Below are 23,497 nucleotides of genomic sequence, written 5' to 3' on the forward strand. Positions count from 1 at the left end.
AGGGACGGCCCTTCGGCGCGGTCCCCACGGGAGCAAGGGTGGAATGAGGGAACCCGGAGCGCAGCGTAGGGCCGGATGCAGGGACAAGGGGTTTTGCCTACTTTTGCCCCGACAAAAGTGGGTCGCCGTAAGGGCGAAACCAGCCAGTAGTGCCACCCCATCAAACGGATATGCCCATCGCCACTGGAGCCACATTCCGCAGTTCCCGTGATTCCGTGAAGAACCAAAAAAAAGGCAACCCAGAGTTGCCTTAAATACCAGCGTCGAACCTTTAACCGCTCCAGGAGGCATTCGCGGTCGCCTTGCTCAAGGCCTTAGCGAACCCCAGCCTGACGCAATGCTGCAGGGGTGTAGTTGGCTGCAACACTCTGGAAGCCGAACTCAATACTGCGCTTGGCTTCGTTCTTCAGGCCCACCACCGAATAACGGCCAGCCACCAGGTCGTAGAGAGTTTCAGCGGTATAGCCGGGTACCTGCTTGTGGTAGTACTGCTGGATATGCCCTTCCCCTACACGCCATAGTTGGCCACGACCGTCATAATGATCAACCTCGGCCAGTTCCCAGCTGTCTTCATCGAAGTACATGTGGCGTTTGGCATAGACGTGACGCTCGCTAGGTTTGAGTTTGGCGACCACGTCCCACACTCGGTGCAGCTCATAACGCGTCAGGTCCTGGTTGATGTGCCCCGCCTTGAGAATGTCGGCGTATTTGAGTGTCGGCGAGTCCAGCTTGTAGCTGTTGTATGGGATGTACATCTCTTTCTTGCCGACCAGTTCCCAGTCGTAGCGATCCGGCGCACCGTTGAACATGTCGTAGTTATCGGAGGTCGCCAGGCCATCAGCGGCCGTCGCCGGACCGTCGTATGCCACTTGCGGGGCGCGTCGTACCCGGCGTTGCCCGGCATTGTAGAGCCAGGCCAGGCGAGGCTCCTTGACCTGGTCGATGGTCTCGTGCACCAACAGTACGCTGCCGGCCAGGCGTGAAGGTGCTGTTACCCGCTGGATGAAGTAGAAGAGAATATTGCCGGCCTTGCTCTTGTCCTGATCCTTCAGCTCTGCTGGGTACGAAATTTCGTCCTCGAACTCAACCATGCTGAAGGCGCCGTTAGCCTGTGGTTGAACCCGCGTCATCAGGCGCTTGATGTTGCCGCCGCGATAACGGGTGGTGTGGTTCCACACCACTTCCACCCCGGACTTGGGTTGTGGGAATGCGTAGTAACGGCTTTCGTTGAATCCCTTGAGGCCGTTGCCGCCATCGATCCCTTCGGTATTCAGCGCACTGAGCTTGGCAGCGGCATAAATTTCATCGGGTACTGCGGCGGTACGATGGGTTTTGTACACCGGGATCTTATAGGTCTGCGGGTAGCGCGCCAGCATCGCCAACTGTCCGGCGGAGAGCTTGTCCTTATATTGCGCGGCGTTTTGCGCAGTGATGGTAAACAGTGGCTTTTCGTCTGCAAACGGGTCAGCCAGAAAGCCCTTGCTGTCCACTGCGCCGGCGTTGGTGGGCAGGCCACCGGTCCAGGCCGGGATCGTGCCATCGGCGTTCCCGGCTTTCTCGGCGCCCAGGGGGGTCAGGCTGGTGCCGAGTTTCTCAGCTTCTTGAGGCGTGACGCTGGCCATGGCACTGCCGGCCAACAGACTGAGCAGCAAGGCACCGGTATGTATCAGGTATGGGTTGTTCGACATGACTGTAATCCTCATTCGGTGTTGATGCTTAGAAGCTCATGCCCAGGCTGAGCGCCAGGAAATCGCGGTCAGTGGTGGTGTTGAAATCACCCCCAAAGAAGTTGGTGTAGGAAATACCTGCGCTGTAGGCATTCCGGTATTCGGCGTCCAGGCCGAGGCTGACTGCCTTGGCACCTTCGTTGAACAAGCCGTTGGGGCCATAACCGTCAACGTCATGTGACCAGGCTACGCTCGGCTTGAGATTGACCCCGGCAAACACGTTGGAGTAATCCCAGATGGCTCTTGCGCGGTAACCCCATGAGGTGGTGGTGGCAAAGCCCTTGTCATTGCAGTATTTGCCCGTATTCACCGCTGCCGGAGTACCGCTATAGGTGCCGGTATTGATCGCCTGGCAAGAGGGTTGGCCACCGGTGAGTACCCCCGGCAGCGCACCTGGGCCATACACCGGATCACGGCCGTACCGTGCCTCGGAGGTTTTCTCCAATCCGCCGATGTGGGCCACGCCGATTTCCCCGATCAGAGTCAGGCGATCCGCCCCCATGATCTGATCGAAAAAGTGCGTGAAAGTGGTTTGCAGTTGAGTGATTTCCTTGCGGTTGTAGCCGTGCAGGGTACTGCCGGGAATCGATGCCGGGTCCCCGCCCAGCAGCGAGTACTGGCCAAACGGGGCAAACGCCGGATTCATCCCGGCAATGCCACGCACACCGGCGTACAGCACATCGGTTGTATTCAGTTGCAGCGGCGCATTGGGGCGGTAGCTGATCTCACCGGACCAGGCCGTGCCGGTTGGTAAGGTAGTGGCAAAGCTCAGTCCGTACAGGCGGATATCTTCTGGGTACTCAATAAAGTACTGGCTGCCCCCGGCCACGTTGGCAATGGCGGCACCCGGGCGGGCCGCAGCCGGAATTCCGGGGACCGCACCGGCCAGCACTCCCGCTGATTGCTGGTAGTCGGCCTGACTGGCAGCCTGGGTACTGAAAAACGGGGCGCGGCTGTGGTAGTTCATGAAGTAGGCGCCAAACTCGGTGTCCAGCGGTTCGAACATATAGCGCAGCGCCGCCCCCCACTGGCCGCTGTCGCGCGCATCATGGTCGCCGCCCCGCGGAATCACCACGCCCTCGCTTGTAGTCTGGTAACCCAGCAGTCCGCCAAACGCCCCAAGCTGCGGCGTCAGAACATTGAGGTTGCCGGTGCAACCGTCAGCGACCACGTCAGTCTGCGAAAAAAAGGTGCCGCAGTTATCAACCACGGTCTGGTCCCACTCCAGCTGATAAAAGGCTTCAGCAGACAGGCTGTCGGTCAGGCTCTGGGACACATAGAACATGTTGACCGGGATTAATCCCTCTTTGATCTCCGCCCCCGGACGGCGGAACGCCGAGACATCGACAGGGTTCACCGAGTTGATGCTGTTCTGGATAAACGTACTCTCGCCCCAGCTCACTACCTGCTTGCCCAGGCGCACCGAACCGGGTTGCTCGCCAATGATGTAGTTGTGGTACACGAAGGCATCGAGCAGTTGCGCCCCGGAAGACTTGGCGCCTTCCTTGCGACCATGGTCGTCGATGTTCTTGAATGGGCGCTCTTCGTCCTTGAGTTCGAAGTCGTACCAGTACTTGCCGCGCACGAACACGCCGCTATCGCCGTACTTGAGTTCAAGGTCGTGGATCCCCTTGAAGATCTTCGAGAAGGTTTCACCCTGTTTGAAGTTAAGGTGCCCATCGTCACCGGTCTGCGAAAGCCCGGTGCCGCCGTTGTGACCGCCAATGTAGCCTTGGTGCGGGCTTTGCGTAGACCAACTGGCCCCCACCGACAGCGACGAATCAAGCTGCCCGTCGATTTCTCCGAGGGTGAAACTGACGGCCTGGGCTTGTCCGGCGACGCTTAAAGCGATAGTGCTGGCCAAGGCACTGAGTTGGAACCGTGCGCGTTTTATTGTTGTAGTCATGCGACTAATCCCTGCTGTTTTCCAATCGGCGTGAATCGGTGGCCAACGCTAATGATTCAAGGATGCCGAGGTAACAGGCGAAGGAGTGATATTGGAATTCATCCCAAAGAGTGAGGGTTTTCGCAGCGTACGGACACCGTTCAGAGATCCCTCGCGCGCCGGGCAATGGCACAAGAGAATCATCCCCTGAGTCACTCTTTATCAGTATTGGAAGATGTAGACCGAGTACCTAAGGTGCGGGGTAGACATATTTGTCCCCTCAATCACAGGTGATTCATGTTCTCTACCCGATCGTCCAGGGCCCTTGCGATGGCAGCGGCATTACCCTGGTTTGCAGTGGCAGCCCATGCCGAGTCCCAGGCACCAAAGCCTGCCACCGAGGCCACTCGCCAGGCCAACGCTGCAGTACTCAAGGCGCTGCCGTTCAACGATCGCCAGGACTTCGAAGATGCCCAGCGTGGCCTTATCGCCCAGCCCAAGGAACTGAGCATCCGTGATGCCAATGGCAAAGTGGTCTGGGACATGGCGTCGTACCAGCGCTTCATCGGCTTGGACAAGGCCGCGCCCGACAGCGTCAACCCGAGCCTGTGGCGCATCGCGCAACTGAACATGCAGTACGGCTTGTTCAAGGTCACCGACAAGATCTACCAGGTGCGCGGCTATGACCTCTCCAACATCACCTTCATTGAAGGCCAGAGCGGTTGGATCGTGTTCGACCCCCTGCTTTCGGTCGAAGCCGCCAAGGCGGCATTGGCCCTGGTAGAGGAGCACCTGGGGAAAAAACCGATTGTCGCGGTCGTCTACAGTCACTCGCATGCCGACCACTTCGGCGGTGTTCGCGGCATCATCAATGAACAGGACGTCAAGGACGGCAAGGTGCGGATAATTGCACCGCCTGACTTCGCCGAACATGCCGTCAGTGAGAACATCATCGCCGGCAACGCCATGTCGCGACGCGCGGTGTACATGTACGGTGCGATGCTGCCACGCAACGCCCAGGGTGGCGTGTCTGCCGGGCTCGGCCAGACCATTTCCACGGGCCAGATTTCGTTGATCCATCCCACCGAGGAAGTTACCAGGACCGGCCAGGAGCTTACGGTTGACGGGGTAAAAATGGTGTTCCAGCTGACCCCTGGATCCGAAGCACCGACGGAAATGAACACCTACTTCCCGCAGTTCAAGGCCTTGTGGATGGCCGAGAACGTCACCCGGCAGATGCACAACGTGTACACCTTGCGCGGTGCCGAAGTGCGCGACGCACTGCAGTGGTCACACTTCATCGAACAAAGCCTGGAATTGTACGGTGACAAGGTCGATGTAGAGTTCCAGAGCCATCACTGGCCGACCTGGGGCAAGGAGCGCATTGAACGCTTTCTCGGTAAACAACGTGACCTTTACAAGTACATTCACGACCAGACCGTTCGCCTGATGAACGAAGGCTACAACGGCGAAGAGATTGCCGATGCGATCACCTTGCCACCGGAGCTGGATCAAGAGTGGTTCAACCGTGGTTACTACGGCACGCTGAAACACAATGCGCGAGCGGTGTATCAACGTTACATGGGCTGGTACGACGCCAACCCTTCAAACCTGGACAACCTGCCGCCGGTGCCCGCCGCGAAGAAGTACGTCGAGTACATGGGCGGTTCGGCTGAGCTGCTGCACAAGGCTCGCCTCGACTTTGACAAAGGCGAATACCGCTGGGTCGCCGAAGCGCTCAAACATGCGGTATTTGCCGACCCGCACAACCAGCAGGCCAAGGAACTCCTGGCTGATACCTACGAGCAACTGGGCTATCAGGCCGAAGCCGGTCCTTGGCGCTCGGTGTACCTGCAAGGTGCCTATGAACTGCGCAATGGTGTGCCGCAAGGTGCGGGAATGAAAACAGCCAGCGCCGACATGATCCGCGCCATGACCCCGGAAATGCTCTTCGACTACCTGGCCGTACGTCTGAACGGCCCGGCAGCGGCAGGCAAGAAAATATCCCTCAACCTCAATTTCACCGACCTCGACAAGCACTACAACCTGCGGGTCGAGAACGGTGTCCTCAACTACCGCGATCAGGCAGCCGACAACGCCGATGCCAGCCTGACCCTGAAGATGAGTACCCTGCTCGGTATCCAGATGGGCCAGGGAACCCTTGAGCAGAAAATCAAGGCAGGCGAGGTAAAACTGCAAGGCCAGCCGCAAGCGTTCAGCGACTTTACCGGCTTGCTGGACAACTTCAATTTCTGGTTCAACATCGTTACGCCCTAAACCCGCCAACTGCCCACCCTGCAACATCAGGGTGGGCAGCAGGTGCCTAGGCGCTATGGCGCGCCTTCCAACGGCGCACCACCAGTTTCTCCAGCTCTACGGCGAAGAACACCAATACGCCAATGCCCAACGCCACCATCCAGTTACCGAAGGACAACGGCACGGTGTGAAATGCCGTCTGCATGAATGGCACGTAGAAGATCAGGCATTGCAGCAGTATCAAACCAAGGGTCACCGTCAGCAGCGCCCCATTGCGCAGCAACGCCATGTTCAGCGAGAACTGATCCTGCAAGCGGCAGTTGAACAGATAGGCCCATTGCGCAGTTACCAGCGTGTGCAGAATCATCGAGCGGATGTGGTCGGTATCCTGGCCGTCGGCAACCATCCACGACTCCAACAGAAACGCTGCGGCGGTGAGCAGGCCGCCCACGAACAGCACTCGCCACACGGCATAGAAGTTCAGAATCGATTCGCCCGCCTTTCTCGGCAAGCGTCGCATCATGCCCGGCTCACCCGGCTCGAAGGCCAGGGCGAACGACAGGGTGGTCGAGGTGGCCATGTTCATCCAGAGAATCTGCAACGGTGACAAGGGCACCACCGCCCCGACCAGAATGGCCATGACGATCAGCAGCCCCTGGGCCATGTTCGAGGGCAGGATGAACAACACGGTTTTCTTCAGGTTGTCGTAAACCCTGCGCCCTTCACGCACGGCATTGGTGATGGTCGAAAAGTTGTCGTCGGTCAACACCATGTCGGCTGCTTCCTTGGTGACCTCGGTGCCCTTGATGCCCATGGCGATACCGACATCGGCCTGCTTCAGCGCCGGGGCATCGTTGACGCCGTCACCGGTCATGCCCACCACCTGCCCATTGGCCTGTAGCGCACGCACCAAGCGCAGCTTGTGTTCCGGGCTGGTACGCGCAAAAACCGAGTGCTGCATGGCCAGCGACTTGAGGGCAACGTCGTCGGCCTGTTCCAGTTCCTGGCCGGTCATGGCCCGCAAGTCACTGCCCATGCCCAGCATACGGGCGATGGCGACGGCGGTGTCCGGGTGGTCTCCCGTGATCATCTTGACCTGGATACCGGCCTGTTTGCACATCGCGATCGCTTCAATCGCCTCGGGCCGTGGTGGGTCCATCAGCCCGGCGACACCAAGAAATATCATGCCCTGACGCACGTCGGCGTGACTGATCTCGGTGCCTGCGTCACTGACTGGCCGGTAGGCGGCAGCCAGCATGCGCAGGCCGTGCTCGGCGATGTGGCTCATCTCCCGTTCCCAGTAGGCACGATCCAGCGGCTGCGGGCCATTGCTGCCCAATTGTTGCTCGCACATGCTCAACAGTACGTCAGGAGCGCCTTTGAGGTAGATCAGGCGTTGGCCATCCACGTCGCAGCGCCGCGCCATGTATTTATAGGCCGAGTCGAAGGGTATCTTGCCAAAACGCTGCACCTGCACCGGGGCCAGGTCTGCCTTGCGCGCCAGCACCTTGAGCGCACCTTCGGTAGGCGCGCCAACCACCGTCCAGCGCCCCTGCTCATCACATTGCAGGCTGCTGTCGTTGCAAATATCGACGGCGCGAATAAATGCCTGCAAATTTGCGTGCACGGCGAAATCCACTGCTTCGGTGGCACCGGCCAGGGTAATGCGACCGCGGGGCTCGTAGCTTTCCCCGCCTACGCCATAGAAGGTGTTGGCGATCAGCACATGCTTGACCGTCATTTCGTTCATGGTCAGCGTGCCGGTCTTGTCCGAGCAAATAACCGTCATTGCCCCGAGGGTTTCCACCGTCGGCAGCTTGCGGATGATTGCTTTGTTGTTCGCCATGCGTTGCACGCCCAGCGAGAGAATGATCGACACAATCGCTGGCAGCCCCTCAGGCACCGATGCAACCGCCAGGCTGATCAGCGACAGCGACAGCTCACCCAGGGCAAAGTCGTGCCAGAAGAAGCCGACAATGAACAACACCGCCATCATCCCGGCAATCAGCTGAAAGATGCGCCTGCCCAGTTGCGCGATCTGGCGCAACAAGGGGGTTTCGATTTCATCCACCGCGGCGATCATGCGATTGATCTTGCCCAACTCGGTAGCCGTACCGGTTTCGATCACCACCCCTTTGGCGTTGCCGGCGCTGACGCTGGTGCCCGAGAACGCCAGGTTGCTGCGGTCGGCCAACTGCGCGTCGTGGTCCAGCGCTTCGCTCTGTTTGCCAACGGTTAGCGACTCGCCGGTAAGCATCGACTCTTCGAGCTGTAAATTGTGCACCTCATACAGGCGCACATCGGCGGGCACCTTGTCGCCGGGACGCAACACCACTATATCGCCGGGGACCAGTTGGCTGGCATCGATCTCCAGCTTCTACCCGCCACGCACCACACGGGCGGTGCTGCTGAGCATGCCGCGCAAGGCCGCCAGGGATTTCTCGGCCTTGTTCTCCTGAAAGAAACCGATGGCCGCGTTGATCACCGCCACGGTGATGATCACCAGGGTATCGGTCCAATGCCCCATCAATGCCGTGGCCACGGCGGCCGCAAGCAAGATATAGATGAGCACGTTGTTGAATTGGCGCAAGAAGCGCAGCCAGATGGGATCGCAGGCTTTAGCCGGCAGCGCATTCGGACCCAGGCGTTGCAGGCGTGCCTCGGCTTCTTCAGGGGCAAGACCGGTCACGCTGGTCTGCAGCTCGATCATGACCTGCTCGGCGCTTTTACGGTACCAAGGCTGTGAGTGGGTATCGGTTGTGCTGCGCGTTTGCGGTTGCAGTGATCCCATGCCGTCCTCCTGGCGTTCGTCCTGAGGTGAATGAGTCAAGCAGCGATTCGCTATTTTTGCGCGCAGCCAGGCAACAGTGCTTGATACAGATCAGCACTCAAGCCCCGGGAATGGAACAAACCCTGGGGCCTGGCGACAGCTCGAGGTTTTTACTGCCTCAGCGGGTGGGCAGGCGATACACCGTCATCGGCCACTGCACCCGTGATTGACCGCCGTTGAACAGGCTGACCCGATCCATTTGTGCGGCGGGCAGCCACAAAACTCCCTCCTTATCCAGAAACGGCGCGTCCACCCAATGCAGACGCCGATCTTCGATCAAGGTATCGATGCGTCCATCGGGTCGCCGTACCCGGATCGCGTCATGGGCCAGGTCGGAGAAGTACAGATTGCCCTTTTCATCCATCACCGTTCCTCCCGTGGGCGGCAAGTCGGCAAACGGCTGCACACGACTTGCCTGCTGGTGGGCGGTCAATTGCGCATCCGTCAGGTCGCTGATGCGCGCCTTCGACCAGGGGCCTTGCAGTGGTCCGTAGTACAGCCACTGACCATCGGCACTGACCTCCAGCGGGTCGGCGTTGACCCGCAGCGGACGGCCGTCGGGCGCGTTCAGCGTCTGCCCACTGAGAACGATGTTGCGCAGGCTACCTGCGGTTACGGAGGCATGACCATCCAGCACGCGCCTGGCGCTGCCGCTGTCCAGGTCGACAACGATGAGCCCCGGCTTGCCGGCATCGGTCAAAAACGCATGCCCGCCCTGAAAGCGCACATCGTCGATGTAGCTACCCGGTAGCGCAACCTGCGCGCTGAAGGGGTAAGTACGTACCACGCGCTTTTCCACCAGATTGATGGCAACAAGCTTGGCGCCGCCCGGTATTGGATCGCCACCGAACTCGGGCGCGCCGGTGTCGACCACCCACAGCACATTGCCTTCGAGGCGCAAGGCGTTGATGTTGACGAATGCCTGGCGTGCATCGCGACCGGGCACCCAGTCATTCCAGGGTCGATCGGGAAACGCCGTACGTCGGCCCTGGGCATCGATAATGCTCAGTTGCGGGCCGGTGGAGCCGGTCCAGCGCGGCCCGGCAACGTAGCTGTTGCCGCCAACATGCGCCACCGCATTCCACACCTGCTCGTGGCTCTGCAGGGCAACCTCAAGCTTTTTTTCCGGCGCCGGCTGGTGAACGCACCCCGACAACACCACTGCTGCAGCCATGGCACAACAGCTAACACGCAAAAACGACATGAATCTTCTCCTTGTAAAATTGCCCTGCCAAGTCGAACTCAGCAGTTCCACGGCGCATCGTTGTTGGCATCGATGCGGTATTGCGCGCGTGCCTTGGCATGTGCCGAAGCATCGACCATGGCCAGCGCCGAGACGACGATGTGATGGCGGTCCAACTCAAAGAAGCGGCGCAAGGCCGAGCGGGTATCGCTGCGGCCGAAGCCATCGGTACCCAAGGTGCTCAGCGGGGCTTGCAGATACGGTGCAATCAACTGCACATAGCCGCGGACATAGTCGCTGACCGCGACCACCGGCGTGCTGCCAGGCAGGCACTGCTGAACATGGCTGCGCGCGTCCAGGTCACCGGAGAACTCGCGCTGACGTTGCACTTCCCTCGCCTCCCGAGCCAACTCCGAGAAGCTGGTTACGCTCCACACTTCGCTGCTTACCTGCCATTGCTCCTCAAGGATTCGCGCCGCCTCGATCACCTCGCGCAACATTGCCCCCGAGCCCAGCAAGCGCACGGCCGGCGCTTGCGTGCCGAACCGCTGATACAGGCGCATGCCCCGAATCACATCCTCATGCTGGCTCGCCTCGATAGCGGCCTGGGCGTAGTTTTCGTTGGTAACCGTGAGGTAATAGAACTCATCCTGTTGTTGCTCGAGCATGCGCCGACTGCCGTAGTCGATGATCACCGCCGCTTCGCTGGCAAACGCCGGATCGTAGGCACGGCAATTGGGCATCGTCGCGGCCATCAACTGGCTGCTGCCGTCCTGGTGCTGCAAGCCCTCACCGGCAAGGGTCGTGCGCCCCGATGTCGCGCCGATCAGAAACCCTCGGGCACGCTGGTCTGCTGCGGCCCAGATCAAATCGCCGATGCGCTGGAAACCGAACATCGAGTAGTAGATGTAGAACGGCAGCATGGCTTCACCGTTGACGCTATATGACGTCGCAGCGGCGACCCAGGAAGAAATCGCCCCGGCCTCGGTGATGCCCTCCTCCAGCAACTGCCCGTCGGCTGACTCCTTGTAGTAGAGCAAGGCGCTGGCGTCTTCTGGTTGATACAGCTGGCCAACAGCGGAGTAGATCCCGATCTGGCGAAACAGCGTGGCCATGCCAAAGGTGCGTGCCTCGTCGGCAACAATGGGCACAATGCGCGGGCCCAGCTGTTTGTCCTTGAGCAGGTTGGTAAACAGGCGCACCACCGCCATGGTGGTGGAAATCTCACGCTCATCCGCGCTCAAGGCAAAGTGCGCGTAACTGTCGAGTGGGGGAACCGCAATGGCTTCGGCCTTACGCCTACGTTTGGGCAGATAGCCGCCCAAGACCTGACGCTGCTGGTGCAGGTAGCGCATTTCCGCGCTGTCCGGTGCCGGACGGTAGAAACGCATCTGTTCGACGGCCTGGTCATCGAGCGGCAAGTTGAAACGATCCCGAAACGCCTTCAAGGCTTTGAGGTCGAGCTTTTTCTGTTGATGCGCGGTGTTGCGCGACTCGCCAATCTGGCCCATCCCGTAGCCTTTCTTGGTTTTCGCCAAAATAACCGTAGGCCTGCCCTGGTGGCGCCTGGCGGCTTCAAAGGCGGCATGCAGCTTGCGAAAGTCGTGGCCACCACGGCGCAATCCTTCGATCTGTTCCGCGCTCATGTCTGCAACCAGTGCCTGCAGCTGCGGGTCCTGATTGAAGAAGTGCGCAAGGTTGTAGGCACCGTCATTGGCGCCCAGGGTCTGGTACTGGCCGTCGACCATTTGGGCGAAGTGACGCAGCAACGCATGGTTGTGATCGCGGGCGAACAAGGCGTCCCAATCCGAGCCCCACAGGACTTTGATCACATTCCAGCCAGCACCGCTGAACAGCGATTCCAGCTCTTGAATGATCTGGCCATTGCCCCTTACCGGGCCGTCCAGACGCTGCAGGTTGCAGTTGATGACAAAGGTGATGTTGTCGAGGTTTTCCCGCGCAGCCAACGACAACGCCGCGACCGACTCGGGCTCGTCCATTTCACCGTCGCCAAACACACCCCAGACATTGCGCCCCTCGGTCGAGGCGATACCGCGATGCTGCAAGTAGCGCAGAAAGCGTGCCTGGTAAATGGCATTGATCGGGCCGATGCCCATCGAGCCGGTTGGAAATTGCCAGAAGTCAGGCATCAACCAGGGGTGCGGGTAAGAGCACAAGCCGCCCCCGTCGACCTCTTGCCGGTAGCGCTGCAGTTGCTCCTCCTGCAAGCGACCTTCGAGAAAGGCGCGTGCATACACGCCCGGCGCAGAGTGCGCCTGGAAGTACACCAGATCACCATGGCCGTGCTCGTTGCTGGCGCGAAAGAAATGGTTGAAACCCACCTCGAAGATCTCTGCTGCCGAGGCGTAGCTGGCGATGTGACCGCCCAATTCGCCATAGGCCTTGTTGGCGCTGGCCACCATCGCCAGCGCATTCCAGCGAATAATCGAGGTAATCCGCTCCTCCATCACCAGATCGCCCGGATACGCCGGTTGCTGCTCCAGCGCGATGCTGTTCTGGTACAGCGAATAGGCACTTGCGGTCGACTGCAGGCCCAGCCTATTGGCCTGCTCTGCCAGGCGCTGCAGTAGAAACCTGACCCGCGCCGCGCCGCCGACCTTGGCCACACCGGCCAGGGCCTCGAGCCATTCGTTGGTCTCGACCACATCCACGTCTTCGTGGGCAGGTGCTGCAAGCGTTGCTTTTTGTGCGAAATCGTTCATGGCACAGCTCTCGACAGGCTGGAGTAACCACCACGCGCCTTGCGCGCCTGGCGGTCTGGGGGATTGAAACAGGCGCTCAGGTTGAAACCTGCTCCAGGAACAAAAGCTTCAGGGGCTCGGCAAGCAGCGCGTCGCTGGCGGCTGCAAAGCGCTGAAAATACGGCATGGAAAAGTGCGCATCGAGGGCCGCTTGATCGCGGAAGGCTTCACGCATGTAGAAAGTGCCTGGCTCATCACGGTTTTCGAACAGCACATAGTCAAGATTGCCCGGCTCGGCCCGGGTTGGCTCGACAAGGGCCAACAAGGCCTGCTTCAACGCCTGCTGTTGCCCCTCTCGGGCGATGAGTACCGCGATGGAGACCAAGGGTTTTTTATCGTCGCTCATCATTCACGCTCCAACATTCACGCTTGAACATTCAAAGGTAGGTGACTGGGTGTTCACAGAAAGGTGAACAGTGACTTGGCTGGCAACCTGGATTTAGGCAGGCCGGCATTGAAATCTTCGCTGCTGTGATAACCGAGGCTGACCACTACCAGGCTGGTGAAACCCTTTTCCCGCAGGCCCAACTCAGCATCGAGCACCTTGCTGTCAAAGCCTTCCATGGGCGTGGCATCGACACCCAAGGACGCCGCACCAAGCAGCAGCGTGCCCAGCGCCAGGTAGGTCTGCTTTTCCATCCAGTGCTGGACGTCCTTCTGGTCATAGCGATGCAGGTCGACGTAACCGCGTCGGCCACGGTCCTGGCCCACTTTTGCTTCAGCGTTGTGGAAGCGTCCATCTGCCGCTTCCTGGCTCAGCACCGCCTGCAGGTGCTCATCCGGCATGTGGGTACGGGTGCAAAAGACAATGACGTGGGAGGCATTGAGGATTTTTGCCTGGTTGTAGGCAAAACCCACCTCGGTGCTGCGGGCAATTCGTGCGCGGTCCTCATCCTGCTCGGCGACAACGAAATGCCACGGCTGGGAGTTCACCGAGGATGGGCTGTTGCGCAGTTGCTCGAACAGCGCCAGCAAGGTAGCGGCGGGCACTTTGCGGCTAGCATCAAAGGCTTTGGTGGTGTAACGGCGTTGCGACAAGCTGACGATATCCATGGCTGGATTCCTTCTCGTAAAGATGGCTGAGGGGGGGTGCTTCACGCTTCAATGGGTGGGTGCAGGCGCTGCGTCGATTTTCAGGCGCATCAAGCTGTAGGGCTTTTGGCGTTGGTCCTGCCCGGAACGAAAGCCGGCTTGGCGGTGCAACTGATTGGCCGTGAAGTACAAGTAGCCGTCGGGGCCGATAGACAACGTGTCGGGCCAAAGCAGCCGCGGATCATGCACCAGCGTCTGCCAGGTGCCGTCGGGCAGGCGCTTGCGAATCGAGTTGTGCTCGTAGTCGCCGGCGTAGATCGCACCGTCGGCATCGGCTTCCATACCGTCCGATGCGCCCTTCTCGCCCAAGTCCTGCACCGCAGCGTCCAGTTGCTGCTCGCTGACCTGCGGGTTCATGAGCAGGTCAGTGGCCACCGCGTACAGGTGCCGACTGGACAGCGGGGTGAAGTAGAGCGTCTTGCCGTCGGCCGACAAGGCAATGCCATCGGAGGCTACTCCCAAGGGTTTACGAGTGCCGTCAGGACCCTCGACGGTTACCGGCAAACCCTCGACGACTGGAACGAAATCGGGGTCGACCGAGGTCGATCTGGCACCGCTCAAGCGTCGGATGGCTTTACCGCTGGCGATATCCATGACAATGATCGCCCCCGGGCCGCGCAGCGATGAGTCGGTGACGTAGAGGGTTCCCTGCGCCCCCTTGCGAAAGTCAAAGCGCATGTCGTTGACATAGGTGGTGGGCAACATGACGTTGTCGGGAAACACCAGGGTCTTGACCACACGATTGGTGGCCAGGTCCACGGCCACCAGCTTGGCGCCGCCCGGCTTCGGCTCGGCGAAACCAGGTGCCGCGGTATCCAGCAGCCAGACCCGCCCGCGCCCATCGGCGACAACGCTCTGGACGCTGATCAAACCCTTGCCCGGATCACTGGGGTGTTCCTGATTGAACGCCAAATTAGGATAGGCCACCACCTGCCCATCGCGAATCTCGCCAACGGTAAACGGCACCTTGTCGCCCCAGCGCGGGAAGTTGACGAAGATGCGTCCATGCTCGGTGACCGTGACTCCGGTGGGCATCGCGTCGTAGAACGCGTGCACCTGTTCGAGGCGGCCAAAGGCTCGGTCTGCAGGTGCCTGGGCCGGTACCTCGACCGCGGTGATGCCATACGCCAACGAAACCGTGAGTGTGGCTGCCGAGGCCAGTGCAAGTGCTGCAGGCAGTGTTTTATTGCGCATGGTGCGCTCCTTGGGGTGCAGCCTGGCTGCCCATCAGTTTGCGAGGGGTAATGTTCAGAAACCTTCGAGAACGATCTTGCCTTTTGCCTTGCCGCTCTCGACCAACGCATGGGCGCGGCGCATATTGGCGGCGTTGATCGGGCCGAAGTGCTCGCCCAGCGTGGTGCGCAGCACGCCTTCATCAATCAGGCTGGAAATACGATTGAGCAACACATGCTGGGCAATCATGTCCGGCGTCTCATAAAGCGAGCGGGTGAACATCAGTTCCCAGTGCAACGACAGCGACTTGCGCTTGAGCGGCATCACATCGAGACTTTGCGGGTCGTCGATCACACCAAGGCGCCCTTGCGGTCGCAGTACCTCGACCAATTGCAGAAAGTGCTGCTCGGTGCCGTTGAGGCTGGCAACATGACTGACCTCGCCCACACCAAGTTCCTGCAACTGAGCCAACAGTGGCTGGGTATGGTCGACAACAAAATGGGCGCCGAGGTCGCGTACCCAATCGGCAGTTTCCGGGCGTGAAGCCGTGCCGATCACCGTCAATTTGGTCAGCTTGCGCGCCAACTGCACCAGCATCGAACCCACGCCGCCCGCCGCACCGACAATCAGCAGGGAATCGCCCTCGCCCGCGCCTTCGGCAACGCCAAGGCGGTCGAACAACAATTCCCAGGCAGTAATAGAGGTCAACGGCAAGGCCGCAGCCTGAGCGGCGCTCAAGGTGTGCGGCTTGCGCCCGACGATGCGCTGGTCCACCCGTTGAAACTCGCTATAACTGCCGTCGCGGGCGATGGAACCGGCGTAGTACACCTCATCGCCGGGGCGGAACAGGCTCACCGCCGAACCCACTTCGCGGACAATCCCCGCCGCATCCCAACCAAGAATTTTTGGCTCTTTGGCGAAGGTGCCGGCGCGCACCTTGGTATCCACCGGGTTGACCGAGACGGCGCGTACTTCTACCAGCAAATCGTTGGGGCCCGGTGCTGGTCGGGCGGCTTGCGCGTCCTGCAACGACTCTGGATCTTCGATCGGTAAACCGTTCTGGGTAAATGTGATGACTTTCATGGCAACTCGCTGTCAGGGATGGGCTGATGCACAACATGGGCGTAGTTTTGCCTTCCCCAGAACAAAGAAAAACCGGCAGAATGCGCCAACACTTTCACTGCAGGAGTGAAAATGATCCGTATTGATGATCTGGGCATGTTTGTGCGCAGCGCCGCCCTCGGCAGCTTTACTGCCGCCGCACTGGAGGCGGACTTGCTGCCGGGCCAGGTGGCAGCAGCGATCAAGCGCCTTGAGCGCGAACTCGACGTGCGTTTGTTTGCCCGCACAACCCGCAGCCTGCGCCTGACTGCCGAGGGCGAGCAGTACCTGCCGACCGCAGTGTCGGTACTGGAAACCCTCAAGCACGGGCGAGAAACCCTGCGCAGCGAGAATGCCCCGTTGCGCGGCGTGCTCCAGGTCGCCGCACCTTCAGACCTGGGACGCAATATTTTGTTGCCGTGGCTCTCGGCGTTTCGACGCGAGCATCCTCAGCTCAACTTGCGCTTTTTTCTGTCCGACCAGATCGCCGACCTGTTTCGCGAGCCCGTGGATGTCGCCATTCGCTACGGTCTGAACCACGATGCCAACTACGTTGCCCTGCCGCTGGCGCCCTGGAACCGGCGTGTATTGGTCGCCTCCCCAGACTATCTGTTGCGCAAGGGCAGCCCGACGGTCGCCACCGACCTACTCGACCACGACTGCTTGCTCTACCTGCAAAGCGGCCGGGTCTATGACAAGTGGCGGGTGGGCGCGCAGACGGTCCAGGTATCCGGCCCGCTGTTCAGCGATGACGCTGATGTGGCACGGCGCTGGGCGGTCGAGGGCGAAGGCATTGCCTTCAAGTCCTGGCTGGATGTCAGTGCCGACGTTAAAGCCGGTCGCCTGGTGGTGCTTTTGCAAGATCACCCCGGCGAGCCGTTGCCGTTGAGCCTGGTCTGCCCCCATCGCAAACAGGTCTCACCAGCGGTGAGCCAACTGCATAGCTGGCTCAGCCAACAACTGGTGACCCTCAAGCGTGTTTGAGGCGTTTCACCGCCAGTCCGCGACACCCACGGCGCATTATCCGGAAAAAGCAAAATATGATTTCCCGCTGGCGGTGATTATCAAACCAGCCCGCTACTTCTAAGCTCGCCTTCATCAACTCCCACCCGAGTTTACGAGGAAGCGCCGATGCCTAGTCCATCCCAATTGTTTACCCCCGCCACTGTTGGCAGCCACTTCACCCGCAACCGTGTGGTAATGGCGCCGATGACGCGCTCGCGCAGCAGCCAACCCGGCGACATTCCCAATGCATTGAATGCCGCTTACTACGCGCAACGTGCTTCGGCCGCCTTTATCGTCACCGAAGCAACGCAGATTTCCGCCCAGGGCAAAGGCTATTCGTTTACTCCCGGCATCTACACGCCAGAACAAGTCGCAGGCTGGCGCCTGGTCACCGAGGCCGTGCACAAGGCGGGCGGACACATTTATCTGCAGCTGTGGCATGTGGGGCGTATGTCCCACCCTGACTTTCATGATGGAGCGTTGCCCGTGGCGCCATCGGCAATCCCGTTTGAAGGCAGTATCTGGAAAGTCGACCCGCAAACCGGCATCGGCAGCATGGTGCCCTGCCCTACACCGCGTGCACTGGGCCGGGATGAGATATTCGCTATCGTCGAGGACTACCGCAACGCCGCAGCCAACGCGATTGCCGCAGGCTTCGATGGCGTTGAAGTGCACGCGGCCAACGGTTACTTGATCGACCAGTTCCTGCGCACCACGTCCAACGTGCGGACCGATGAATACGGCGGTTCGCGAGAAAACCGCCTGCGCTTTCTCAAGGAAGTCATGGATGCCGTCAGCGATGAAATCGGCGCAGCGCGCACAGCCATCCGCATCGCGCCGTTCCTGACCGCCAGAGGCATGGCTTGCCCGGACATCCTGCCAACCCTTCTTGAGGCTGCCGAGTATTTGCAGGGCAAAGGCATTGCCTATCTGCACCTGGTCGAGGCTGATTGGGACGATGCGCCGCAGTTCCCGGAGAGCTTCCGTCAGGCGGTAAGAGCACGCTTTCATCACCCGATTGTTGTCGCCGGCAAATATGACGAAGAGTTGACCGAGTGGGTATTGACCAAGGGTTACGCCGACTATGTAGCGTACGGGCGCAAATTTGTTGCAAACCCTGACCTGCCGCTGCGCCTGGAAAAGGGTTATCCCTTGGCCGATTTTGATGGCTCAGCGTTGTTTGGCGGTACCGAACGCGGGTACACCGACTACCCGGCGTGGTCGGCCCGCGGTTGAGGTAGCCCCCGGCGCTCTGAGGCAGGTCAAGCCGCCAGCCTCAGGGCAATCATGTCCATCAAGCGTTGGACGCGACGAGGCACCGCATGGCTGGAAGGGTAGACAATCTGCAGGTCCACCCCCTGCAAGGCGTAGTCGGGCAGCAACTCGATCAACCGCCCTTCGTCCAGGTCTTCACGGACATCGAGCTGCGACTTGATACAAATGCCAAGACCCGCCAGGCACCAGCGTCGTACCTGCTCACCATCGTTGGCCACTCGCCGACCGCTGAGCGACACCTTGAACGCCCCCCCGTCGACCCAGAACTGCCACTCCCGGTGGATATTGTTACCGAAACGCATCAGCAGACACTGATGCGCGATCAACTCCCTGGGATGCTGCGGCGTTCCGTGCTTGCTGAGGTAGGCAGGCGCTGCGCACACCACCCTGCGCCCTTCACTGAGTTTCTTGACCCTTAGCGTGCTGTCACTCAATGCGCCGTACCGAATGGCAAAGTCCAAGCCTTGCCCGGCCAAGTCGACAAAGCCATCCGTCAGGTTCAGGTCAACGCTGATATCCGGGTGGTGTTCCAGAAACTCATCCAGTATCGGCACAATGCGATTGCGCCCCAGGTCGACAGGCGCACTGAGCCGCACCACGCCCGAAACCTGCTCGGTCCCCAGTTTGATGGTGCTTGCGATATCTTCAGCTTCAGCCAGCAACGGGCGAACCCGCTCCACCAACACCCGCCCCTCGTCGGTCAGGCTGATCGAACGGGTGGTACGCACCAGCAAGGTCGCCCCGTAGTAGCGCTCCAATGCCCCCAAGCGCTCTGAAACAGAGGTGGGCGACAAGCCGGCTTCCCTGCCGGCAGCAGACAACCCACCCTTCTCGACAATCAATAGAAACAACGCAAGATTTTCGAAAAGCATTATTCGAGGTTCCCGAGAGCGACTTGGCGATGCGATCGAGTCTACGGTATTTGTGCTGTCAATATCGCATCCCGCCTGATGTGCACTTAGCGTCGGGTGATCACGACCTCGAGGTATTCGCTGGGCACCACCAGTGAAGACGCACCGCCCACGTTGCTGTCGTTCAACAATTGCGCAAGGTCGCGCTCAAGTGCTGCAGCCGCCTCGCCATCGAGCGAAGCAAAGGCTTTGTGGACCGGGCCGTACCAGGTCTTGAACACGTCAATGAAGTGCGCCGCCGAGCGATAGCGAAAATTGAAATGTTGGTGGCTGATATTGATTGAACCGACGCTGTCATTGAACAACTGCTGCAACTGCTCCTCGTCTCCCCAGCGCGACGGTGGTTGCGCCCCAGCCGGTGGCGGCACATGCCGGCCCAGGGTCTTGAACATCTGCCCGACAAAACCTTGGGGCGTCCAGTTGGCCAGGCCGATGCGCCCGCCCGGCCGGCATACCCGGCCAAGCTCTCGCGCCGACTGCGCCTGATCCGGCGCGAACATCACGCCAAAGGTCGAGACAACTGCGTCAAAGCTATCGTCGGCAAAGGGTAAGGCTTCGACATCAGCAACTTGAAACACAACGTTCAGATGCTCGGCCCGCGCCCGTTCCTCGCCTCGTTTCAACAGCTCGGGCACGTAATCGGTAGAAGTAACCTGACAGCCGCGCCTGGCGGCCGCCAGGGTGGCATTGCCGTTGCCGGCAGCGACGTCCAGCACCTTTTCATCCCAACGCAAGTCGCAGGCTTCGGCCAATCGCTCGCCCACCAACTGCAAGGTGGTGCCGATCACAGCGTAGTCTCCGCTGGCCCACGCAGCTTGCTGGCGTGCTTTCAACGCATTCATATCAAGGGGGGTACTCATGGTCTTCACCTTGTTTGTGCGCGTGGCGGTCAAACAAGCTAAAACCTATGCCAACACGCCGGCAAGCGCTGCCGGTGCTGGTGCAAGAAGAGTTGGATACATAGATAGAACGTCAGAGCATAGCGAGCGACTGACGATCAAGCTCGACCTGCCGACGCTTGCGGCAGGTTGAGCTCGTCACTTCCTAGCGCTTGGCCTTGAGTTGCTCGTAGGATTTGACCATGTCGTTGGCCCAGCCATCGAGCACCGCTTTTGCATCGTTGGCAGTCATGACCTGATCGGAGTTTTCCAGCTCGGTGCCTGCGCCCTTGCGCACAACCTGGGCAACCACTTTGTTGTTGCTGGCATCGATGAATTGTGCCTCGGTCGACAGGCTGGTGTCCTGGTCACGAATGCCGGTTGCAGCACTGACGCCAGCGGCGACCAATGCAATCGGAATGACTTCATAAGGGCGCAGGCCCTTGGTCTTGGCACTCACGGCGGTAATCGCCGGACGCACGACAAGCACCCCCGGGCCGGGGCCCTTGGCCAGCGGCAGGACCTTGGCGAACTGGGTCTGCAGCGCCTGGTTGTAGTAGCGAGTGATACCTTGCAAGGTGGTATCCGGGATTTTTTCCGTGGCTTGCGGCTTGGGATAGAGCTGGCTTGGCTCGATGTAGACGCTGCTGAATTTGTTCACGTTCACTTTCGGGTCAATCCAGCGCATGACCGCCGCACCTGAGGGTGACGTCTCTTCCTTCAGGGAACTGTAATCCTTGAGAAAGCCGGAATATTGATCGGACTCCACGTACTTGCTGGCGCAGCCGGAAAGCGCAAGAGAGGTAACGCACAGCGTAATCATCAGGTACTTCGACTTCATGTTGTCGCTCCTTTTGGCGAAACCGCAACGGCATACATCAGTTGAAAATCCATTACACGCGCCCGACCGCTGCCAAAGCAGCATTACCCAGACGAGCGTAAGCAGCGACACTTGTCATATGAGTCGGATGACGAACAGCCCTGCAAGGTATGTGTAGGAACAAACGTAGCGCGTACGCATCAACTTACAAGTCTATTGTGCAGAAACGGATTTAACGTGACAGGCAGCCAAGTAATCACCAGGCAACAAAAAAGCACCCTGGGGTGCTTTTTTGTCAACGCTGTCAGCGAGTTAAGGCCACCGCACTGGCCCGTGCCTTGTGCAACTTCTTGTAGCTCTCGATCAAGCGCAGGTGGCGATCGAGGCCTTCCAGCTTCATGCTGGTGGGGGTCAGTCCATGGAAGCGCACCGTTCCTTGCACAGAACCGATTGCCGCGTCCATCCGCTCGTTGCCAAACATGCGGCGGAAGTTGGCCTCGTAGTCCGCAAGTTCCAGGTCTTCGTCGATAACCACTTCGAGCACCACGTTCAGGGCTTGATAGAACAACCCGCGCTCAACGGTGTTGTCGTTGAACTGCAAGAAGGTTTCAACCCGCTCTTTGGCCTCTTCGAACTGCTGCAAGGCCACATAGATAAGCAGCTTCAACTCCAGAATGGTCAGCTGCCCCCAGGCGGTGTTGTCGTCGAACTCGATACCGATCAAGGTGGTGATGTCGGTGTAATCATCCAACTCACTTTCTTCCAGGCGCTCAACCAGGGCACGCAGGTCGGTTTCCTCGAGACGATGCAGGTTGAGGATGTCTTCGCGGAAGAACAGCGCCTTGTTGGTGTTGTCCCAGATCAGGTCTTCGATTGGGTAAATTTCCGAGTACCCGGGCACCAGAATACGGCAGGCGGTGGCACCCAGATGCTCGTACACCGCCATGTACGCTTCCTTGCCCATGTTCTCAAGGATGCCGAACAAGGTTGCTGCTTCTTCGCTGTTGGAGTTTTCGCCCTGACCGGAGAAATCCCACTCGACAAATTCGAAGTCGGGCTTGGCGCTGAAGAAACGCCACGACACCACGCCGCTGGAGTCAATGAAGTGCTCGACGAAGTTGTTCGGTTCGGTCACTGCATAGCCGGCAAAGGTCGGCTGCGGCAAGTCGTTGAGGCCTTCGAAGCTGCGACCCTGCAACAGCTCGGTCAGGCTACGCTCCAGTGCCACTTCCATGCTTGGGTGGGCTCCAAAGGAAGCAAACACACCGCCGGTACGCGGGTTCATCAAGGTCACGCACATCACCGGGAATTCGCCGTCCAGCGAGGCGTCCTTGACCAGTACCGGGAAGCCCTGCTCTTCCAGGCCCTGAATGCCGGCGAGAATGGCCGGGTACTTGGCCAGCACCTCTTGCGGCACGTCGGGCAGGCAGAATTCACGCTCCAGAATCTCACGCTTGACCGCACGCTCGAAAATTTCCGACAAGCACTGCACCTGCGCTTCAGCCAGAGTATTACCGGCACTCATGCCGTTGCTCAGGTAGAGGTTTTCGATCAGGTTGGAGGGGAAATACACCACCTCGCCGTCCGACTGGCGCACATAGGGCAGCGAGCAGATACCGCGCTGTTCGTTGCCTGAGTTGGTGTCGTACAGGTGCGAACCACGCAACTCGCCATCGGGGTTGTAGATGTCCAGGCAGTAGGCGTCGAGGATTTCCTCAGGCAGTGCATCCTTGCGACCTGGCTTGAACCAGCGCTCTTCCGGATAGTGCACAAACGCCGCATTGGCGATGTCTTCACCCCAGAACTGGTCGTTGTAGAAGAAGTTGCAGTTCAAGCGTTCAATGAACTCACCCAACGCCGAGGCCAGAGCACTTTCCTTGGTCGCGCCCTTGCCGTTGGTAAAGCACATCGGCGATTGCGCGTCGCGAATGTGCAGCGACCAGACGTTGGGAACGATATTGCGCCACGAGGCAATTTCGATCTTCATGCCCAGGTCGGCGAGAATGCCCGACATGTTGGCAATGGTCTGCTCCAGGGGCAGATCCTTGCCGACAATATAGGTGCTCGCGTCGGAAGAGGCGTCGAGCATCAACAAGGCCTGGGCATTGGCATCAAGGTTGTCGACTTCCTCGATGACGAACTCTGGGCCGGTTTGCACCACCTTCTTTACCGTACAGCGCTCGATGGAACGCAAAATGCCCTGGCGATCCTTGGCCGAGATATCTGCCGGCAATTCCACCTGGATCTTGAAGATCTGCTTGTAGCGGTTTTCCGGATCGACAATGTTGTTCTGCGACAGGCGGATATTCTCGGTGGGGATATCACGCGTCTGGCAGTACAGCTTTACAAAGTACGCCGCGCACAGAGCCGACGAAGCCAGGAAGTAGTCGAACGGCCCCGGTGCCGAGCCATCGCCCTTGTAGCGGATCGGTTGATCGGCCACCACCGTGAAGTCATCGAACTTGGCCTCCAGTCGAAGGTTGTCGAGAAAGTTAACCTTGATTTCCATGCGGGATTACCATCATAAGCAGCAAAACAATTTGGCCGCCATTATCCGGCTTTTCACTTGGAAGTCTTGCGCTTTTGCGCAACGGCCGCT

Annotated in this window: 18 protein-coding genes; 4 read left to right on the forward strand and 14 right to left on the reverse strand. The window is 59.7% G+C overall.

Annotated features, from left to right (window positions below):
• Positions 1–314: 314 nt before the first annotated feature.
• Together D3Z90_RS14610 and D3Z90_RS14615 are read right to left on the reverse strand one after the other, a co-directional pair.
• Entirely contained in the window at positions 315–1,688 is a 1,374-nt protein-coding gene (locus D3Z90_RS14610; protein ID WP_136476733.1) for a DUF1329 domain-containing protein, read from the reverse strand.
• Positions 1,689–1,716: 28 nt separating this feature from the next.
• Positions 1,717–3,633: a DUF1302 domain-containing protein gene (locus tag D3Z90_RS14615; protein WP_136476734.1), complete on the reverse strand. Its 1,917-nt coding sequence runs from the start codon at positions 3,631–3,633 to the stop codon at positions 1,717–1,719.
• Between the two features lie 309 nt (positions 3,634–3,942).
• On the opposite strand from D3Z90_RS14615, the gene D3Z90_RS14620 reads away from it, so the two are divergent.
• A complete protein-coding gene (locus D3Z90_RS14620; protein WP_136476735.1) occupies positions 3,943–5,889 on the forward strand; it encodes an alkyl/aryl-sulfatase in 1,947 nt (648 codons plus the stop codon).
• A 46-nt stretch (positions 5,890–5,935) separates the two neighbouring features.
• On the opposite strand, the gene D3Z90_RS14625 is transcribed toward D3Z90_RS14620, so the two are convergent.
• From D3Z90_RS14625 to D3Z90_RS14655, 8 genes are all read right to left on the reverse strand, one after another.
• Entirely contained in the window at positions 5,936–8,242 is a 2,307-nt protein-coding gene (locus tag D3Z90_RS14625; RefSeq protein WP_305956114.1) for an HAD-IC family P-type ATPase, read from the reverse strand.
• Positions 8,243–8,245: 3 nt separating this feature from the next.
• On the reverse strand, positions 8,246–8,659 hold the full coding sequence (locus D3Z90_RS27045) for a cation-transporting P-type ATPase (protein ID WP_256658209.1): 414 nt from the start codon (positions 8,657–8,659) through the stop codon (positions 8,246–8,248).
• A gap of 157 nt (positions 8,660–8,816) precedes the next feature.
• A complete protein-coding gene (locus D3Z90_RS14630) occupies positions 8,817–9,902 on the reverse strand; it encodes an L-dopachrome tautomerase-related protein (RefSeq protein ID WP_136476736.1) in 1,086 nt (361 codons plus the stop codon).
• Between the two features lie 38 nt (positions 9,903–9,940).
• The gene (gene mdeB / locus D3Z90_RS14635; RefSeq protein ID WP_136476737.1) at positions 9,941–12,604 is read right to left on the reverse strand and encodes an alpha-ketoglutarate dehydrogenase; all 2,664 of its coding nucleotides are present in this window, start codon (positions 12,602–12,604) and stop codon (positions 9,941–9,943) included.
• Between the two features lie 76 nt (positions 12,605–12,680).
• Complete coding sequence (locus D3Z90_RS14640) at positions 12,681–12,989, reverse strand: putative quinol monooxygenase (RefSeq protein ID WP_136476738.1); 309 nt, start codon at positions 12,987–12,989, stop codon at positions 12,681–12,683.
• Between the two features lie 53 nt (positions 12,990–13,042).
• Positions 13,043–13,696 (reverse strand): oxygen-insensitive NAD(P)H nitroreductase, encoded by a 654-nt coding sequence (nfsB, locus tag D3Z90_RS14645; RefSeq protein WP_136476739.1) that lies wholly within the window; start codon positions 13,694–13,696, stop codon positions 13,043–13,045.
• A gap of 48 nt (positions 13,697–13,744) precedes the next feature.
• Positions 13,745–14,929 (reverse strand): L-dopachrome tautomerase-related protein, encoded by a 1,185-nt coding sequence (locus D3Z90_RS14650; RefSeq protein ID WP_136476740.1) that lies wholly within the window; start codon positions 14,927–14,929, stop codon positions 13,745–13,747.
• A 54-nt stretch (positions 14,930–14,983) separates the two neighbouring features.
• On the reverse strand, positions 14,984–15,991 hold the full coding sequence (locus tag D3Z90_RS14655; RefSeq protein ID WP_136476741.1) for a zinc-binding alcohol dehydrogenase family protein: 1,008 nt from the start codon (positions 15,989–15,991) through the stop codon (positions 14,984–14,986).
• A 111-nt stretch (positions 15,992–16,102) separates the two neighbouring features.
• Between D3Z90_RS14655 and D3Z90_RS14660 the strand changes: the two genes are divergently transcribed.
• Both D3Z90_RS14660 and D3Z90_RS14665 read left to right on the forward strand, forming a co-directional pair.
• On the forward strand, positions 16,103–16,993 hold the full coding sequence (locus D3Z90_RS14660) for a LysR family transcriptional regulator (RefSeq protein WP_136476742.1): 891 nt from the start codon (positions 16,103–16,105) through the stop codon (positions 16,991–16,993).
• Positions 16,994–17,140: 147 nt separating this feature from the next.
• Complete coding sequence (locus D3Z90_RS14665) at positions 17,141–18,250, forward strand: alkene reductase (RefSeq protein ID WP_136476743.1); 1,110 nt, start codon at positions 17,141–17,143, stop codon at positions 18,248–18,250.
• Between the two features lie 26 nt (positions 18,251–18,276).
• On the opposite strand, the gene D3Z90_RS14670 is transcribed toward D3Z90_RS14665, so the two are convergent.
• Complete coding sequence (locus D3Z90_RS14670; protein ID WP_136476744.1) at positions 18,277–19,161, reverse strand: LysR family transcriptional regulator; 885 nt, start codon at positions 19,159–19,161, stop codon at positions 18,277–18,279.
• Positions 19,162–19,247: 86 nt separating this feature from the next.
• Positions 19,248–20,060, reverse strand: coding sequence for a class I SAM-dependent methyltransferase (locus D3Z90_RS14675; protein ID WP_136476745.1), 813 nt, complete (start codon positions 20,058–20,060; stop codon positions 19,248–19,250).
• Here D3Z90_RS14675 and D3Z90_RS26815 point away from each other — a divergent pair.
• A complete protein-coding gene (locus tag D3Z90_RS26815; RefSeq protein WP_168198471.1) occupies positions 20,059–20,232 on the forward strand; it encodes a hypothetical protein in 174 nt (57 codons plus the stop codon). The two genes, D3Z90_RS14675 and D3Z90_RS26815, sit on opposite strands and share 2 nt — an antisense overlap.
• Positions 20,233–20,244: 12 nt before the next feature.
• Here D3Z90_RS26815 and D3Z90_RS14680 read toward each other — a convergent pair whose 3' ends face one another.
• Together D3Z90_RS14680 and D3Z90_RS14685 are read right to left on the reverse strand one after the other, a co-directional pair.
• The gene (locus tag D3Z90_RS14680) at positions 20,245–20,919 is read right to left on the reverse strand and encodes a DUF3313 domain-containing protein (protein WP_136476746.1); all 675 of its coding nucleotides are present in this window, start codon (positions 20,917–20,919) and stop codon (positions 20,245–20,247) included.
• A 283-nt stretch (positions 20,920–21,202) separates the two neighbouring features.
• Positions 21,203–23,407, reverse strand: a complete 2,205-nt coding sequence (locus D3Z90_RS14685; protein WP_136476747.1) for an OsmC domain/YcaO domain-containing protein — start codon at positions 23,405–23,407, stop codon at positions 21,203–21,205.
• Positions 23,408–23,497: the final 90 nt, after the last annotated feature.

Source organism: Pseudomonas sp. DG56-2 (genome assembly GCF_004803755.1).
Lineage (GTDB): Bacteria > Pseudomonadota > Gammaproteobacteria > Pseudomonadales > Pseudomonadaceae > Aquipseudomonas > Aquipseudomonas auratipiscis.

Coding starts and splice junctions, on each gene's coding strand:
- D3Z90_RS14610 (WP_136476733.1), bottom strand. CDS start 1,688: ATGTCGAACAACCCATACCTGATACATACCGGTGCCTTGCTGCTCAGT.
- D3Z90_RS14615 (WP_136476734.1), bottom strand. CDS start 3,633: ATGACTACAACAATAAAACGCGCACGGTTCCAACTCAGTGCCTTGGCC.
- D3Z90_RS14620 (WP_136476735.1), top strand. CDS start 3,943: ATGGCAGCGGCATTACCCTGGTTTGCAGTGGCAGCCCATGCCGAGTCC.
- D3Z90_RS27045 (WP_256658209.1), bottom strand. CDS start 8,659: ATGGGATCACTGCAACCGCAAACGCGCAGCACAACCGATACCCACTCA.
- D3Z90_RS14630 (WP_136476736.1), bottom strand. CDS start 9,902: ATGTCGTTTTTGCGTGTTAGCTGTTGTGCCATGGCTGCAGCAGTGGTG.
- mdeB (WP_136476737.1), bottom strand. CDS start 12,604: ATGAACGATTTCGCACAAAAAGCAACGCTTGCAGCACCTGCCCACGAA.
- D3Z90_RS14640 (WP_136476738.1), bottom strand. CDS start 12,989: ATGAGCGACGATAAAAAACCCTTGGTCTCCATCGCGGTACTCATCGCC.
- nfsB (WP_136476739.1), bottom strand. CDS start 13,696: ATGGATATCGTCAGCTTGTCGCAACGCCGTTACACCACCAAAGCCTTT.
- D3Z90_RS14650 (WP_136476740.1), bottom strand. CDS start 14,929: ATGCGCAATAAAACACTGCCTGCAGCACTTGCACTGGCCTCGGCAGCC.
- D3Z90_RS14655 (WP_136476741.1), bottom strand. CDS start 15,991: ATGAAAGTCATCACATTTACCCAGAACGGTTTACCGATCGAAGATCCA.
- D3Z90_RS14660 (WP_136476742.1), top strand. CDS start 16,103: ATGATCCGTATTGATGATCTGGGCATGTTTGTGCGCAGCGCCGCCCTC.
- D3Z90_RS14665 (WP_136476743.1), top strand. CDS start 17,141: ATGCCTAGTCCATCCCAATTGTTTACCCCCGCCACTGTTGGCAGCCAC.
- D3Z90_RS14670 (WP_136476744.1), bottom strand. CDS start 19,161: ATGCTTTTCGAAAATCTTGCGTTGTTTCTATTGATTGTCGAGAAGGGT.
- D3Z90_RS26815 (WP_168198471.1), top strand. CDS start 20,059: ATGGTCTTCACCTTGTTTGTGCGCGTGGCGGTCAAACAAGCTAAAACC.
- D3Z90_RS14675 (WP_136476745.1), bottom strand. CDS start 20,060: ATGAGTACCCCCCTTGATATGAATGCGTTGAAAGCACGCCAGCAAGCT.
- D3Z90_RS14680 (WP_136476746.1), bottom strand. CDS start 20,919: ATGAAGTCGAAGTACCTGATGATTACGCTGTGCGTTACCTCTCTTGCG.
- D3Z90_RS14685 (WP_136476747.1), bottom strand. CDS start 23,407: ATGGAAATCAAGGTTAACTTTCTCGACAACCTTCGACTGGAGGCCAAG.